Origin of the sequence: Streptomyces sp. NPDC006512 (assembly GCF_040611935.1) — a bacterium.
In the GTDB taxonomy this organism is placed as follows: Bacteria; Actinomycetota; Actinomycetes; order Streptomycetales; family Streptomycetaceae; genus Streptomyces.
This window is the reverse complement of the sequence record NZ_JBEXPG010000058.1, coordinates 1-14475: the sequence shown is the minus strand read 5'-3', so window position 1 is coordinate 14475 and position 14475 is coordinate 1. Positions and strand designations below refer to the sequence as shown.

Genomic DNA, 14475 nt, shown 5'->3' with positions numbered 1-14475 from the left:
GTGGCCCCATGGAGCGCGTCGCGATCGTCGCCCAGCCCGGGATCCGCAGCTTCGACCTCGCCGTCATCACCGAGGTCTGGGGACCGGACCGCAGCCGGGCCGGGGTGCCCCCCTTCGAGCTGCGCCGGTGCGCGCTGGACACCGGCCCGATCGACCTGCCCGGCGGGCTCACCCTCACCCCCGACCGCGGGCTCGACTGGCTCGGCAGCGCCGACCTGATCGTCGTGCCCGCCCTGGCCGAGCCCGCCGACCCCACGCCCGAGCCGGTCCTCGCCGCGCTGCGGGCCGCGCACGCCCGGGGCGTGCCGGTGGCCGCCCTGTGCGCCGGGGCCTTCGTCCTCGCCGAGGCGGGGCTGCTGGAGGGCCGCCGGGCGGTGACCCACTGGTGGCTCGCCCCGCAGCTCGCGGCCCGCTACCCCGGGGTGCTCGTCGAGGAGGCCCCGCTCTTCGTCGAGGACGACGGCCTGTGGACCTCGGCCGGGGTCGCCTCCGGGATCGACCTGTGCCTGCACCTCGTGCGGGAGGCCCACGGGGCGGAGGCCGCGGCGACGATCGCCCGGTCGATGGTGACCGGCCCCTTCCGCACCGGAGACCACGCCCAGTACCTGGACCGGCCCACTCCGGCGGCGGACCGGACCGCCGAGGCCCTGGCGGCCGTACGGGAGCAGGCGCTGCGCCGGCTCCACGAGCCGCTGGACGTGGCCACCCTGGCCCGCTGGGCCGGCATGTCGCCCCGCTCCTTCGCCCGGCACTTCACCGCGGCGACCGGCACCACCCCGCACCGCTGGCTGCTCGGCCGCCGTCTGGACGAGGCCCGCAAACTCCTGGAACGCACCGACCACCCCGTCCCGGAAGTGGCCCGGCGGACCGGGTTCGCCAGCGAGGTCACCTTCCGCCAGCACTTCGGGACCCACGTCGGCCAGAGCCCGCGCGCGTACCGGGCGGCGGCGGCCACCACACCCGGACGCGGCGACAGTGTTAGAAAGGGCTCATGACCGGACGTTCGGGTCGACACGGGGAAGCGCGGCCGGCAGGCCTGCTCGCGCGCCTCTCCCTCGCGCCCGGCACCCTCGCCGGTCAGGTGTTCGCGCTGATGGCGGTCATCGTCATGGTGCTGATCACCGCGGGCACGCTGGCCCTCGTCTTCCAGGCCCGCTACGACAGCCGGCAGGACGCCCGGCATCGCTCCCTGGCCGCCGCCGAGGCCTTCGCCCACGCCCCCGGCCTGCCCGCCGCCCTGCGGTCACCGGACCCGACGCTCGCGCTCCTGCCGCTGGCCGAGGGCGCCCGCAAGGCCTCCGGGGTGGACTTCGTCGCCGTCATGACCCTCGACGGGGTCCGCTACACCGACTCCCGGCCGGAGCTGATCGGCCGGAAGGCCACCGGCGACCTGAGCCGCGCCGCGGCCGGACAGTCCTTCACCGAGGTGTTCCTGGGCGAGCCCAGCGACGCCGTCCGCGCGGTGGTCCCCGTACGGGACGAGTCCGGCGCCGTCGTCGGCCTGGTCTCCACCGGCATCGAGATCCAGAACGTGGGGGACGTGGTCGAGGGCCAGCTGCCGCTGCTGCTCGGCGCGGCGGCGGGCGCCGTGCTCCTCGGCACCGGCGGCGCCGCGCTGGTCAGCCGGCGGCTGCGGCGCCAGACCCGCGGCCTGGGCGCCGTCGAGATGGCCCGGATGAACGAACACCACGAAGCGGTGCTCCACGCCGTGCGCGAGGGCGTCCTGATCGTCGACGCCCACGACCGGCTGCTGCTCGCCAACGACGAGGCCCGCCGGCTCCTGGACCTGCCCGCCGACGCCGAACAGCGCCACGTGAACGAGCTGGGCCTCGACCCGCGCACCGCGGAGATGCTGCTCTCCGGGCGGGTCGTCACGGACGAGGTCCACCTGGCGGGCGACCGGCTCCTCGCGGTGAACGTGCGCCCCACCGAGACCTTCGCCGGCCGGCCCTCGGGCAGCGTCATGACCCTGCGCGACTCCACCGAGCTCGCCGCGCTCTCCGGACGCGCCGAGGTGGCCCGGGAACGGCTCCAGATGCTCTACGACGCCGGGGTGCGGATCGGCACCACCCTGGACGTGGTGCGCACCGCCGAGGAGCTCTCGGAGGTGGCCGTACCGCGATTCGCGGACTTCGTCACCGTCGAGCTGCTGGAGCCGGTGCTGCGCGGGGAGGAGCCCTCCCGGACGGCCGGCGCGCACACCGAGATGCGCCGGGCGGCGATGTCCGGGGTGCGCGGCGACCAGCCGCTCCAGCCCGTCGGCGACGTGATCCGGTTCGCCGTCCCGACGGCTCCGATGGCCGCGGCCCTGGACGCCGGGCACGCGGTGCTCGCCGCCGACCTGAACGCCGCGATGGGCTGGCGGGCCCAGGACGCCGCCGGTACCCGGGTGGCCCTCGACTACGGGCTGCACTCGCTGATCTCCGTACCGCTCCAGGCCCGGGGCGTGGTGCTGGGCATGGCGAACTTCTGGCGGGCCGCCGACACCCCGGAGGCCTTCGACGAGGAGGACCTGTCCTTCGCGGAGGAGCTGGGGGCACGGGCGGCCGTCTCCATCGACAACGCCCGCCGCTACACCCGCGAGCACGCCACCGCCGTGACCCTCCAGCGCAGCCTGCTGCCCCGGGTGCTGCCCGACCTGAGCGCCGTGGACGTCGCCTTCCGGTACCTGCCGGCGAAGGCGGGGGTGGGCGGCGACTGGTTCGACGTGATCCCCCTGCCCGGGGCGCGGGTGGCGCTCGTGGTGGGGGACGTGGTCGGGCACGGGGTGCACGCGGCGGCGACGATGGGCCGGCTGCGCACGGCCGTGCACAACTTCTCCACCCTCGACATGCCGCCCGACGAGCTGCTGGGGCACCTGGACGAGCTGATCGACCGGATCGACCAGCTGGAGAGCGGCGTCCGGGCCGGCCCCGGTGCCGTGCGGGGCGCGGACGCCGCGGAAGCCGGGGAGGTCGCGGACGTCGGGGAGGAGCCCGCCGGGATCACCGGGGCCACCTGTCTGTACGCGGTGTACGACCCCGTCTCCGGGAACTGCACGATCGCCAGCGCCGGCCACCCCGGCCCGGCCCTGGTGCACGCCGACGGGCGGGTGGAGTTCCCCGAACTGCCGACCGGGCTCCCCCTCGGGGTGGGCGGCATGCCGTTCGAGGCGACGGGACTGCGGCTGCCCGAGGGGAGCCGGCTCGTCCTGTTCACGGACGGCCTCCTGGAGGACCGCGACCGGGACTTCGACACCGGGCTGGTGCTGCTGGGCGAGACCCTGTCGCGGCCCGGCCGCAGCCCCGACCAGGCCTGCGCGGACGTCCTGGCCGCGCTGCTGTTCCCGGCCCCGAGCGACGACATCGCCCTGCTGGTCGCCGACACCCGGCGGCTGGATCCCGGCCGCATCTGCGAATGGGAGGTGCCCGGGGATCCGTCGGCGGTGTCCCGCGTGCGGAACGCGGGCGCCGCCCAGCTCGCCGCGTGGGGGCTGGAGGACATCTCCTTCACCGCCGAACTCGTCCTCAGCGAGCTGATCACCAACGCCATCCGGTACGGATCGGCGCCCGTCCGGGTCCGCCTGCTGTACGACCGGAACCTGATCTGCGAGGTCTCCGACGGCAGCAGCACCTCCCCCCACCTGCGGTACGCGGCCACCACCGACGAGGGCGGCCGCGGCCTGTTCCTCGTCGCCCAGTACGCCGAGCGGTGGGGCACCCGCTACACGGACCGCGGGAAGGTCATCTGGGCGGAGCTGTCCCTGACCGCCGGCCCCGAGCCGGCTGCGGCGCCCGCCCCGGACATCGACGCGCTGGAGGACCTCGCCTGGTGACGGGCGGGGCAGGGGCCGGGACGGCCCGCCGGGGGCCTCAGACGGCCCGGGTACGGGCCAGGAGGACCGCTACGTCGTCCTCCGGGGCCCTGGGCAGCAGCTCGGCCAGGATCCCCTCGCACAGCTCGTCGAGCGGCTGCCCGGCCCGCTCCAGCGCCCGGCCGAGCCGCTCCATCCCCTCGTCGAGGTCCCGGTCGCGGGCCTCGATCAGGCCGTCCGTGTACAGCGCGAGGAGGCTCCCCGGCGGCAGCGGCACCTCCTCGGTGCGGAAGTCCCGGCCGCCCGTGCCGAGCGGGGTTCCGGGCGGCCCGTCGAGGAAGGTGACCGTCCCGTCGGCGGTGACCACGGCGGGCGGGGGGTGCCCGGCGCGGGCGATGGCGCAGCCGCCGGTCGCCGGGTCGTGGACGGCGTACACGCAGGTGGCCATCTCGTCCTCGCCGAGGTCCGCGACGACCGCGTCGAGGGATTGCAGCAGCCGGGCGGGCGGCACGTCCTCGCGGGCGAGGGTCCGTACCGCCGTGCGGAGCTGGCCCATGACGGCGGCCGCGTGGATGCCGTGGCCCATCACGTCGCCGATGACGAGACCGGTACGGCCCCGCGGCAGCTGGATGACGTCGAACCAGTCGCCGCCCACGTCGTGGTCGCTGGCCGGCAGGTAGCGGCCGGTCAGTTCGAGGCCCGCCACCTCGGGGAGGGCGCTGTTGCTGAGGCTGCGCTGGAGGGTGAGGGCGGCCCGGCGCTGGTTGGTGTACATCCGGGCGTTGTCGATGTTGAGGGCGGCGCGCGAGACGAGATCCTCGATCAGGACGCAGTCCTGGGCGTCGAACGGCTCGCGTCCGCGCACGCGGGTCACCGCGACGGCCCCCAGCACCTTCCCGCGCGCGACCAGCGGCACCATCCGCGCCGAGCCGAGCGTGGCGAGGTAGTCGCGCAGGGCCTGCGCGCGCGGGTCGGTGATCAGCGCCGGGACGTCGGAGGCGTACAGGTTCATCGGGATGCCCTCGGTGACGACCCGCTCGTACACCGTCCCGGACGGGACCTGGAAGGTCTGGCCGGCCGCGAGGCGGGCGGTGGGCGCCGCCGGGTCGGGGAAGGTCGCCGCGAGGCGCCGCAGCACCCCGTGGTTGGAGGCCGCCGACTCGTCCGGGTCGAGGGCCGCCTCCAGGACCTGTACGTCGGCCGAGTCCGCGAGCTGCGGCACCAGCATGTCGACGATCTCCCGGGCGGTCTGGTTCAGGTCGAGGGTCGTCCCGATGCGCGTGCCGGCCTCGGCGAGGAGGGCGAAGCGGGTACGGGCCCGTTCGGCCTCCAGCTGGGCCCGCTGGCCCTCGGTGATGTCGATGAGGGAGGCGATGAGGCCGAGGCGGCGGCCGCTCCCGTCGAGCAGCGGGGCGTAGGAGCAGGACCAGGTCCGGTCGTGGTCGGGGTCGGCGGGGGTGCGGCCGGTGCGGCGGACGTCGACGACGGCGCTGCCGCACTCCAGCACCTTGCGCATGGTCTCCTCCAGCGCGGCGGCGTTGACCCCGGGGACGACCTCGGTGAGGCGTTTGCCGAGGTGGTCGGCGGCGGGTACGCCGTTCATCCGGGCCAGCGCGTCGTTGACCCGCAGGAAGCGCAGGTCGGGGCCGAGGGTGGCGAGGCCGATCGGGGACTGGGTGAACAGGCTCTGGAGGGCGGCGAGGGAGTCCCGCATGTGCAGGACCTCGGAGGTCTCCACGGCGATCAGGAGGGCGCCCGTACGGCCCTGCGGGTCGGCGGCCGGGACGATCCACATCTCCATCGCCACGCGGTGTCCGTCGCGGTGGCGGACGGGCAGGGTCCCGACGACGGTCTCGCCGGCCTGGACGCGGCGGGTCAGGTCGTCGGCGAGCTCCTGGTTGGCCTCGGGGACGAGCACGGCGGTGCCGGGCCTGCCGAGGATGTCCTCGGGACGGTGTCCGAGCAGGTCCTGGGCGGCCAGCGACCATTCGACGACGAGGCCGTCCGCGTCCTCCCGCCAGAGGGCGATCGGCAGCAGCTCGCGGAGTACGCCGGCGTATCCGACCGCCGGTGTCGGCCGGTCGGGCACCTCGCTCGTCGACTGGTAAGTGTCCAATGCACCGACCTCACCCCGGGGGGCCTGATTCCTTCCGATTCACCCTATCCGAGCGCTCGGAACGGCGCGTCGGGGCGGAGCCGGGCGGGGACGGGGGGCGGGCGGGGACGGTCGGGGGACCGCCCGCCCTGGCCGGGCGGTCCCCCTGCGGATCAGAAGTCGGCCTGCGCCCGGACGTCGGCGCGGCCGACCGACTCCAGCTCGTACGTCTTGCAGTAGAGGCGGCGGATGTACTCGATGTCGATGTTGCGCCGGTGCGCCTCGTTCACGGGGTAGAGGACGGTCAGTTCGTAGGAGCGCTCCCCGTTGATGTCGCCCTCCTTGTCCCGCCACTGGCCGCGGCCCTCCTGGAGGGTCAGCCCGGACGGGAACCGGGGCGTGACCACGTCGGCCACGAACTTCATGAACTCCGCGTCGGTGATCGGGGGGTGGCCGTTGTGGCGGCCGGTGCCGAAGTACAGGTGCGTGGAGATGAAGGGGCTGCCCACCTGGGAGGCGGACTGCTGCTCCGCGGCGGCCGTGGTGGCACGCGTGTCGAACGCGACGTCGGCCACGGGTCTCCCCACGGCGAACAGGAGCGCGCCCACCGCGAAGAGGGCGGCGGCGGGCATCGATATCCGGATGGATCGCATGTGTCTTCAGTCCCTGTCTGTCGTTCGTGGAGGGGGTGGGGGGTGGCGCTCGGGGGTGGTGCTCGGGGTGCGGGTCCGGTCCGCGCCGGCTAGGCGGGCAGGGACTCCAGCAGGAAGACGGCCGCGTCCTTCAGGCGGCCCGGTGCGGCCCCGGAGCGGCGCAGGCCCCGCGCGGTGCGGCGCAGGGTCCCGGTGGTCCGTACGGAGCCGATCCCGGCGGCCCGCGGCGCGAGGTCCGCGATGAGGTCCTCCGCCTCGGTCCAGGCCCCGGCGCGCACCAGGGCCGCCAGCAGCTCGGCGGTGAACAGGTGCCGGTAGGACGGTCCGGGAGCGGCGGCCGCGGCGTGCAGGAGGGGGACGGCCCGGTCCCAGCGGCCCAGCCGGGCGTGGACCCAGCCCCGGTGGCCGAGGAGCTCGCTCTGGTCGATCCACCAGGCCCAGTGCGGGTCGCGGTACGAGACGCCGTCCAGGAAGCGGCTCTGGGCGCGGGCGATCAGCACGAGGGGTTCGCGGCTCGCGCCCAGCATGGCGAGCGCGTGGGCCTGGCGGATCAGGACGAGGCTGCTCACCCGGGCGGGCAGCGGCTTCGGTCCGACGGCGCGCGCGGCGGACGCCAGGGCGGCCCGCGGCCGTCCGGTGTGGGCTTCGAGCATGCTGTGGTTGAGCAGCACCAGGCGCGCCGTCCAGCGGTCTCCGCACAGGCCGGCGAGCGCCAGGGCGCGCGCGTTCATCCGGCGGGCCTGCGGGTGCAGGCCGGCGTCGAACAGGATCCAGCCGATGACCTCGGCGAGCTCGGCCAGGGCGGCGAGCCGGTCCGCGTCCTCGGCGTGCAGGCTCCCGGGGTCGGCCGACAGCTGCGGGAAGCTCCGTACGGCTTCCCGTACGGCGGGTACGGCGGCCGTGGCGCCGTGCTCGGTGTCCAGGGCGACGAGGCGCCGGACTGTGCGCAGGGCCGCGGCGTGCAGCGCGCCGGGCTCCCCGGCCCGGTCGGCGGGGAGCCCGGGCTCGGGGTGGTCCGGGGCGCTCATGACAGGAGACCCGCGTCGACCGGCCCGTCGCGGCGCTGTCCGAGGGCGGTGAACGAGGCGGCGACCTCCGTCAGCCACTCCACCTCCTCGCGGAAGTCCTCGTACGGCGGGCGTACGGGGATGTCGGCCGCGTCGGCCTGTTCCGCGCGCTGGTCGGCGGGCCGGCTGAGGACGGCGCGCACCTGGAGCGCCTCTCCGAGGGGTGAGGTGGGGTCCTCGGGGAGGTTCAGGGAACGGGCGACGCGGGCGAAGTCCGCGAGGGAGAGGGAGGTGCGGAGCATCAGCTGGCCGTCGCGGATCTCGATGACGCGCCGGTAGAGGCTGTAGTGGGGGTCCCGGGGCGGGACGAGGTCGCGGGGCATGGAGCGGGGCGGGTCCAGCGCGATGTCCGGGGACGCCTGGTAGAGGGCCCACCACAGCGGGCGCAGCCGGAGGTAGGAGCGGTAGCTGCGGATCCAGCCGCGGGCCCGGGTGACGCGGATGCCCCAGGAGGGGATGGTCCAGCCGATGATCTGGAGGAGGGCTCCGATGCTGCCGCTCGTCCACTGGATGGGGTCGAGGCCGGCGCCGTCGAAGTCGAGCCGGGTGCCCGCGATCTGGATGCTGCGCGTCACGCAGTAGACGAGGATCAGGCTCGCGCCGACGGTGACGGTCCGCATGCCGACCGCGAGCCACTGGCGGTTGGCCATCTTGGTGAAGCGCAGCGACAGCCGCACCGTCTCGAACTGCCCGATGGCGCAGATCAGCAGGTAGAAGGACATGTACAGGGCGTACCGGCCGTCCTCGATGCTCAGCAGGATCGTGGAGGTGGCCGTCTCGGACTTGGTGGCGGGTCCCACGGCGAGCGACGTGGGGACGAGGACGCACAGCGCGGCGGTGAAGAACAGCACGCGCCGGCGGGCCATCCGCCGGGCCTCGGCGGGCGGCGACGACCAGTAGACGAGGACGACCTGCTGGGCCGCGGTGAGGATGACGACCGCGATCTGGGTGATCAGCGAGGTGATGTTGGGGAGTCCGAAGAATCCGGAGATGTGCAGCCGCAGCAGGTCGAGGTCGACGAGGAAGCTGATCCCGGAGCAGAGGAAGTACGTGCACAGCGCCCAGAGGGCGATGTCGTGTCGTCTGCGGAGCAGGTCGGGGAGCCGGTAGGCGAAGGCGGCGATGCCGACGACGGCGCAGATCCACGCGAGGATCCCGTAGATCACACGCACCCCTGGTCCGGCTTGCCGAGGCCGTTCTCGATGCGGGCGACGATCTCGGCGGCGTCGGCGGGGACGCCCCAGGCGGGTTCGGTCCACCGCTTCGCGGCCCGCGCGAGGATCAGGGAGGCCATGGTCTCGGCTTCCTGTTCCTCGTCGTCGCTGTAGCGGGAGCGCATCAGCATGCCGCGGACGGCCGCGGGGTCGACGTCGGGGACCAGCTGGCCCGAATCGCCTCCGCCGAGTTGCACGGAACCCTTGTGCTCGAAGGCGATGTGCGCCAGTTCGTGCGCGATGATGTGCTCTTTGTGTGAAGAGGAGGCGGCCTTCTCGTACACGATGACGTCGAAGTCATCCATTTTCAGCCATATGCCGAACAGGTGGCGTTCGGGGAACGGCGTGGATATCAAATGGATGGGCCGGTTGCGCTGTTCGGTCAGATAGTGGTGGAGTTCGTCGATCCCGCATCCGTGCTCCATGCCCCACTGCGCGAGGAGTTCCTCGCAGGTGTGGCGGACCCGCTTGAGGCGGCGCCGGAGCCTTCTGTCCTCGGACGTCGATGACGCAGAGCCAGGTAACTTCATCACAGTCCTCCGCCGAACCCCTGCGCGGCCGTCCTCGCCCAGTCGCGCCGCCGATTCCCGTGCGACGACGCGGCCATGATGCCACACGCCCGCCGTCGCGATCCGTGCGGCGAGTTCCATCCGGCCATTCCCCGGCAGATTCGGCCGCCCGGCCCGGAGGGATTTTCGGCCACGCCTTTCGGGGGCCGTGTTTACGAATTCACCGACATGTGCCGTGATTCCAGGACGGCGGCGATGCCCTGGGCGAGGCAGGGGATCCGGTGGGGCGGGATTCCGGCGATGTTGATGCGGCCCGAGGTGGTGCCGTAGATGGCGAACTGCCTGCGCAGCAGGAGCATCTGCGGGGAGGTCAGCGGCAGCATCGAGAACATGCCCTTCTGCCGCGCCAGGGCCCGCGCCTGGACCTCGCAGCCCAGGGCGTCGAGGCGGGCGGTGAGTTCGGCCCGGTTGGCGGCGATCCGGCCGCGCATGACGTCCAGTTCCGCCTCCCAGGAGCGGCGCAGCCGCTCGTCCTCCAGGATGGCCGTCACGACGGCGGCGCCGTGCTCGGGCGGCATCGAGTACAGGGTCCGGGCGGCGTTCTGCAGGGCCGTCTCGGCGTGCCGCACGGCCGTGGCCGAGGCGCCGACGACGATGGCGCAGCCCGTACGGTCGCTGTACAGGCCGAAGTTCTTCGAGCAGCTGACGGCCACCAGCACCTCCGGCAGCCGGGAGGCGAGCAGCCGCGTGGCCGCCAGGTCGGCCTCCAGCCCGTCGCCGAGGCCGTGGTAGGCGAGGTCGACGAACGGCACCCAGCCGGTCCGGGCGGCGAGGTCGGCGAGGGCCTCCCAGTCCTGCGGGGAGGGGTCGGCGCCGGTCGGGTTGTGGCAGCAGCCCTGGAGGAGGACGACGTCGTCGCGCCGCGCCGCGCCGAGGTCGCGCAGGACCGCGGCGGTGTCGAAGCCGCCTTCGGCGTCGCGCCAGCCGTAGGTGCGCACGGTCAGGCCGGCCGCCTCCAGGATGGGCCGGTGGTTGACGTAGGCCGGGTCGCTGATCCACACCGTCGTGCCGGGGCGGGTCCGGCAGATCAGGTCGGCCAGCAGCCGCAGCGCGCCGGAGCCGGCGACGGTCTGGACGGCCGCGGCCCGGTCGGCCGGACCGCCGGATCCCAGGACCAGCGCCAGCAGGGCCCGGTTGAAGCCGGCGTTGCCGGAGAGCCCGCGGTACTCCTTGGAGTCGGAGCGCTCGGCGAGGCGTATCTCGGCCTCGCGGACGGCGGCCATCACGGGCGTGCGGCCGGTGTCGTCGCGGTACACGCCGAGGACGAGGTTCAGCCGCTCGGGCCGCTCGTCGCCGCCGAACTCGTACGTCAGGTCCCACAGGGGATCGGTGGGCGGCGGGGGAAGGAGCTCAAGCATCTGCGGGAACCTCGGGGAGCGGGCGGGCGTGGGGGCGGGGGCGGCGATTGGCGAGGACCACGCCGGCGGTGATCAGGGGCACGCCGACGAGGACGGCGAGGGCCGGCTTCTCGTCGAGGAGCGGGATGGCGAGCAGGACGACGGCGACGGGGCTGAGGCTGCCGACGACCGAGGCGCGTTCGGCACCGAGCCGGCGGATCGCGAAGGCGTAGAGCAGGCCCGCGCACAGGCCCACGCCGAGTCCCTGCACCACCAGGAAGAGGGCGATGTCCGCGCCCTCGGCGTGGGCGAGGCCGCTCGGGAGGACCCCGGTCAGCACCAGGAGTCCGATCACGGCGAAGGAGGGAAGGCAGAGCAGGCCGATCGAGCCCACGGGGTCGAGGTCGACGTCGCGCAGGCCCACCGTGTACAGGGCCCACAGCCCGCTGGCGACCAGGAGGGTGCCGGCGCCGGCCAGTACGTCCGTGTCGACGGGGACGACGTGCCGCCAGACCAGGGCGATCACGCCGGTCGCGATCAGGGCGAGGCCGGCGGTCTGCGCTCCCCGGGGCAGGCCGTGTCCGCGGGCTGCCATGAGGGCGGAGACGAACAGCGGGACCATGCCGGGGACGATCGAGCCGACGAAGGCGGCCGAGGTCAGGGCGCCGCCGTGCATGGCGGCGAGGAAGAACGGCACCCCCGCACCACAGACGATCTTGAGGGCGGGACCGGGCCGGACCGCGGCGATGCGCTCGCGGCGCTTCCACAGCGCGGGCAGCAGGACGACCAGCGGGACGCCGAAACGCAGCAGGGCGGCGTCGGCGGGCAGGAGCGTGGAGGTGCTCAGGGCGCGGGCGCTGAGCGCGAAGGCGGCCCAGATCGCCACGGTGACCAGCAGGGCCAGCATGCCCCGGCCCTGGGGGGAGAGCCCGCGGCGGCCGGGGTTTCCGGCCCGCGGGCCCTCCGCGCGGAGGGGAGCGGCCGCCCCGGTGGTGGTGGTCGCGACCAAGGAAGTTGCTCCAGCCTGTGAGCGCGGACCGGTCTGGCCCGTTCCCTCGCAACGCTAGGGCCTGGGCCGGGGCAGCCGATTGCCAGTTCTGTCGCTCGGACATACGTTTGGGGCAGGATCTGCCAAGAAACGCCCTGGAGGAACCGTGGACGCCGTCGATCTGCAGATCATCCGGGAATTGCAGGCCGACGGGCGGCTGTCCAACCAGGACCTCGCCGACCGCGTGAGGCTGTCCCCCTCCCCCTGCCTGCGCCGGGTCCGCCGCCTGGAGGAGGCGGGCCTGATCCGGGGCTACACGGCCATGGTCGACCAGGTCGCCTTCGGTCTCCCCGTCACCGTTTTCGTCCGGATCCGCCTGGAGCGGCACACGGCGGAGGCCGTCGGGACGTTCGAAGAGCACGTGGCGGTGATCGAGCACATCCAGGACTGCTACCTGATGGCGGGCAGCAGCGACTACCTGCTGCGCGTGGTCATCGAGGACCTGGAGGCGTACGAGGCACTGGTCCGCCACCGGATCCACGCCATTCCCGGTATCGCCTCGATCGAGTCGAGCTTCGCCTACGGCAGCGTCAAGCAGTCCCGGACCTACCCGCGCCCCGCCCCCGGCCAGGCGAAGCGGGCCCGGTGACGGTCTACGCCGGGCCCCCGGCGGCGGCCTCGAACGCCGCGTAGGCCTTCTCGTCGAAGAGCACGAACCGGACCTCCTCGACCTCGGTGCGGGCCGCGCGCACGGTCTCGACGGCGATCCGGGCGCCGTCGTCCATCGGCCAGCCGTAGATCCCGGTGGAGATCGCCGGGAAGGCGACCGTACGGGCCCCCAGTTCGTCGGCGACGCGCAGGGACTCGCGGTAGCAGGAGGCCAGCAGCTCCGAGCGGTCCTCGTCGCGGGACCACACCGGCCCGACCGTGTGGATCACGTGCGCCGCCGGGAGCCGGCCCGCGGTGGTGGCGACCGCGCGGCCCGTCGGCAGGCCCTTGCCGTAGTGGGAGCGCCGCAGGTCTTCGCAGGCGGCCAGGATCTCGGGGCCGCCGCGCCGGTGGATGGCTCCGTCCACTCCCCCGCCGCCGAGCAGCGAGGAGTTCGCGGCGTTGACGACCGCGTCGGCCGGCTCCGCGGTGATGTCTCCGAGGACGAGGGTGATGCGGACCATCACGAGGCCTTCCGAAGGTGGCGCCAGACCGCCTTGGCGGCGTTGTGGCCGGACATGCCGTGGACGCCCGGGCCGGGCGGGGTGGCCGAGGAACAGAGGAACACCGCCGGATGGGCGGTCGTGTACGGGGACAGGGTGAGCTTCGGGCGCAGCAGGAGCTGGAGGCCGGAGGCCGCGCCGCAGGCGATGTCCCCGCCGACGTAGTTGGGGTTGCGGGCCGCGAGCTGGGGCGGGCCGGCCGTGGCGCGGGCGAGCACGAGGTCGCGGAAGCCGGGGGCGAAGCGCTCCAGCTGCCGTTCGACGGCTTCGGTGAGGTCGCCGTCCCAGCCGGCCGGGACGTGCCCGTACGCCCAGAAGACGTGCTTGCCCTCGGGCGCCCGGCCCGGGTCGACGAGGCTGGGCTGGGCGGTGATGAGGAAGGGGGTGCGCGGGGCGCGGCCGCCCGAGGCCAGTTGCAGGGCCGCGTCGATGTCGCGGGTGCGGGGTCCGATCTGGACGGTGCCGGCCCGGCGGGCCTCCTCCGCCGTCCAGGGCACGGGGCCGTCCAGCGCGTAGTCGAGCTTGAAGACGGAGGCCCCGTACCGGTAGCCCTCGTAGGCGCGGCCGAGGCGCGCGATGCGGGCCAGGGCGGTCGGGGAGGTGTCGAAGACGTACGCGCGGGCCGGCGGGAGGTCGTCGAGCCGCTTGACCTCGTAGCCGGTGTGGACGGTGCCGCCGAGGTCGCGCAGGTAGCCGGCGAGGGCGTCGGAGACGGACTGCGAGCCGCCGCGCGGCATCGGCCAGCCGCCGGCGTGGGCGGCCAGGGCGAAGACCAGGCCGACGGCGCCGGTCCCGATCCCGCCCAGCGGGGCGATGACGTGCGCCACGAGCCCGGCGAACAGGGCGCGGGCCCGGTCGTCGCGGAAGCGGCGCAGCAGCCAGGTGGAGGGCGGCAGTCCGTCCAGCCCGAACCGGGCCAGGGTGACCGGGTCCCGGGGCAGGGCGGTGCTCGGCAGGGACATGAAGTCCCGGGCCAGGGTGTCCCACTTGCCGAGGTACGGGCCCACCAGGCGCCGGTACGCGCCCGCGTCGCGCGGCCCGAAGGACGCGGCGGTCTCGGCGACGGAGCGCGACAGCACGGCGGCGGTGCCGTCGTCGAAGGGGTGCGCCATCGGCAGGGGCGCGTGCAGCCACTCCAGCCCGTACCGCTTCAGCGGCATGGTCTTGAACACCGGCGATCCGATGCCGAGGGGGTGGACCGCGGAGCAGGGGTCGTGCCGGAAGCCGGGGAGGGTGAGCTCCTCGGTACGGGCCCCGCCGCCGACGGTTCCGGCGGCCTCGAACACGGCTACGGAGTGGCCGCGGCGGGCCAGTTCGACGGCGGCGGTCAGGCCGTTGGGCCCCGCCCCCACCACGACCGCATCGAGGATCGGCGGCACTGTGCGACTCCTTCGTCCGGCGGGCACTGACCCCAGCTTATTGCGCCGCCGGCGGCCGACGGCTCCGCCCCAACCCCTAGGGCCTGTCGTCAAACTCCCGTCTGCCCCGCGACGCCTGGCACGCGCTCTCGCCGCACCGGGCGAAAGCCAAGTACGTCCAGTACGCGGG

At 74.3% G+C, this 14475-nt stretch carries 12 protein-coding genes; 3 read left to right on the top strand and 9 right to left on the bottom strand.

All coding sequences use genetic code 11. From position 1 onward, the window contains the following. Positions 1–8 precede the first annotated feature (8 nt). On the top strand, positions 9–995 hold the full coding sequence (locus ABZZ17_RS31255) for a helix-turn-helix domain-containing protein (protein ID WP_356881031.1): 987 nt from the start codon (positions 9–11) through the stop codon (positions 993–995). A 98-nt stretch (positions 996–1093) separates the two neighbouring features. Then, positions 1094–3814, top strand: a complete 2721-nt coding sequence (locus ABZZ17_RS31250; protein ID WP_356881100.1) for a SpoIIE family protein phosphatase — start codon at positions 1094–1096, stop codon at positions 3812–3814. 37 nt (positions 3815–3851) lie between these two features. On the opposite strand, the gene ABZZ17_RS31245 is transcribed toward ABZZ17_RS31250, so the two are convergent. From ABZZ17_RS31245 to ABZZ17_RS31215, 7 genes are all read right to left on the bottom strand, one after another. Beyond that, positions 3852–5909, bottom strand: a complete 2058-nt coding sequence (locus ABZZ17_RS31245) for a SpoIIE family protein phosphatase (protein WP_356881029.1) — start codon at positions 5907–5909, stop codon at positions 3852–3854. 152 nt (positions 5910–6061) lie between these two features. After that, positions 6062–6541 (bottom strand): DUF3574 domain-containing protein, encoded by a 480-nt coding sequence (locus tag ABZZ17_RS31240; RefSeq protein ID WP_356881027.1) that lies wholly within the window; start codon positions 6539–6541, stop codon positions 6062–6064. Between the two features lie 89 nt (positions 6542–6630). Next, a complete protein-coding gene (locus ABZZ17_RS31235; RefSeq protein ID WP_356881025.1) occupies positions 6631–7569 on the bottom strand; it encodes a DNA-binding protein in 939 nt (312 codons plus the stop codon). Beyond that, the gene (locus tag ABZZ17_RS31230; RefSeq protein ID WP_356881023.1) at positions 7566–8774 is read right to left on the bottom strand and encodes an MAB_1171c family putative transporter; all 1209 of its coding nucleotides are present in this window, start codon (positions 8772–8774) and stop codon (positions 7566–7568) included. The genes ABZZ17_RS31235 and ABZZ17_RS31230 overlap by 4 nt, the downstream gene beginning before the upstream one ends. Continuing rightward, positions 8771–9352 carry a toxin gene (locus tag ABZZ17_RS31225; RefSeq protein ID WP_356881021.1) on the bottom strand — a complete coding sequence of 194 codons (582 nt, stop codon included), beginning with the start codon at positions 9350–9352 and terminating at the stop codon, positions 8771–8773. Before ABZZ17_RS31225 ends, ABZZ17_RS31230 begins: the two co-directional genes overlap by 4 nt. A 191-nt stretch (positions 9353–9543) precedes the next feature. After that, entirely contained in the window at positions 9544–10749 is a 1206-nt protein-coding gene (locus tag ABZZ17_RS31220; protein ID WP_356881019.1) for an aromatic amino acid transaminase, read from the bottom strand. Beyond that, positions 10742–11737 (bottom strand): DMT family transporter, encoded by a 996-nt coding sequence (locus ABZZ17_RS31215; RefSeq protein WP_356881017.1) that lies wholly within the window; start codon positions 11735–11737, stop codon positions 10742–10744. Before ABZZ17_RS31215 ends, ABZZ17_RS31220 begins: the two co-directional genes overlap by 8 nt. A gap of 145 nt (positions 11738–11882) precedes the next feature. Between ABZZ17_RS31215 and ABZZ17_RS31210 the strand changes: the two genes are divergently transcribed. After that, the gene (locus ABZZ17_RS31210) at positions 11883–12365 is read left to right on the top strand and encodes an Lrp/AsnC family transcriptional regulator (protein WP_356881015.1); all 483 of its coding nucleotides are present in this window, start codon (positions 11883–11885) and stop codon (positions 12363–12365) included. 4 nt (positions 12366–12369) lie between these two features. Here ABZZ17_RS31210 and ABZZ17_RS31205 read toward each other — a convergent pair whose 3' ends face one another. Then, positions 12370–12888, bottom strand: a complete 519-nt coding sequence (locus ABZZ17_RS31205; RefSeq protein ID WP_356881013.1) for an O-acetyl-ADP-ribose deacetylase — start codon at positions 12886–12888, stop codon at positions 12370–12372. After that, positions 12888–14306: an NAD(P)/FAD-dependent oxidoreductase gene (locus ABZZ17_RS31200; RefSeq protein WP_356881011.1), complete on the bottom strand. Its 1419-nt coding sequence runs from the start codon at positions 14304–14306 to the stop codon at positions 12888–12890. The genes ABZZ17_RS31205 and ABZZ17_RS31200 overlap by 1 nt, the downstream gene beginning before the upstream one ends. Between the last annotated feature and the right edge of the window lie 169 nt (positions 14307–14475).

Bases quoted from the DNA above. Each gene is read 5' to 3' on its own strand.
- ABZZ17_RS31255 (WP_356881031.1), top strand. From the start codon at position 9: ATGGAGCGCGTCGCGATCGTCGCCCAGCCCGGGATCCGCAGCTTCGAC.
- ABZZ17_RS31250 (WP_356881100.1), top strand. From the start codon at position 1,094: ATGGCGGTCATCGTCATGGTGCTGATCACCGCGGGCACGCTGGCCCTC.
- ABZZ17_RS31240 (WP_356881027.1), bottom strand. From the start codon at position 6,541: ATGCGATCCATCCGGATATCGATGCCCGCCGCCGCCCTCTTCGCGGTG.
- ABZZ17_RS31235 (WP_356881025.1), bottom strand. From the start codon at position 7,569: ATGAGCGCCCCGGACCACCCCGAGCCCGGGCTCCCCGCCGACCGGGCC.
- ABZZ17_RS31225 (WP_356881021.1), bottom strand. From the start codon at position 9,352: ATGAAGTTACCTGGCTCTGCGTCATCGACGTCCGAGGACAGAAGGCTC.
- ABZZ17_RS31220 (WP_356881019.1), bottom strand. From the start codon at position 10,749: ATGCTTGAGCTCCTTCCCCCGCCGCCCACCGATCCCCTGTGGGACCTG.
- ABZZ17_RS31205 (WP_356881013.1), bottom strand. From the start codon at position 12,888: ATGGTCCGCATCACCCTCGTCCTCGGAGACATCACCGCGGAGCCGGCC.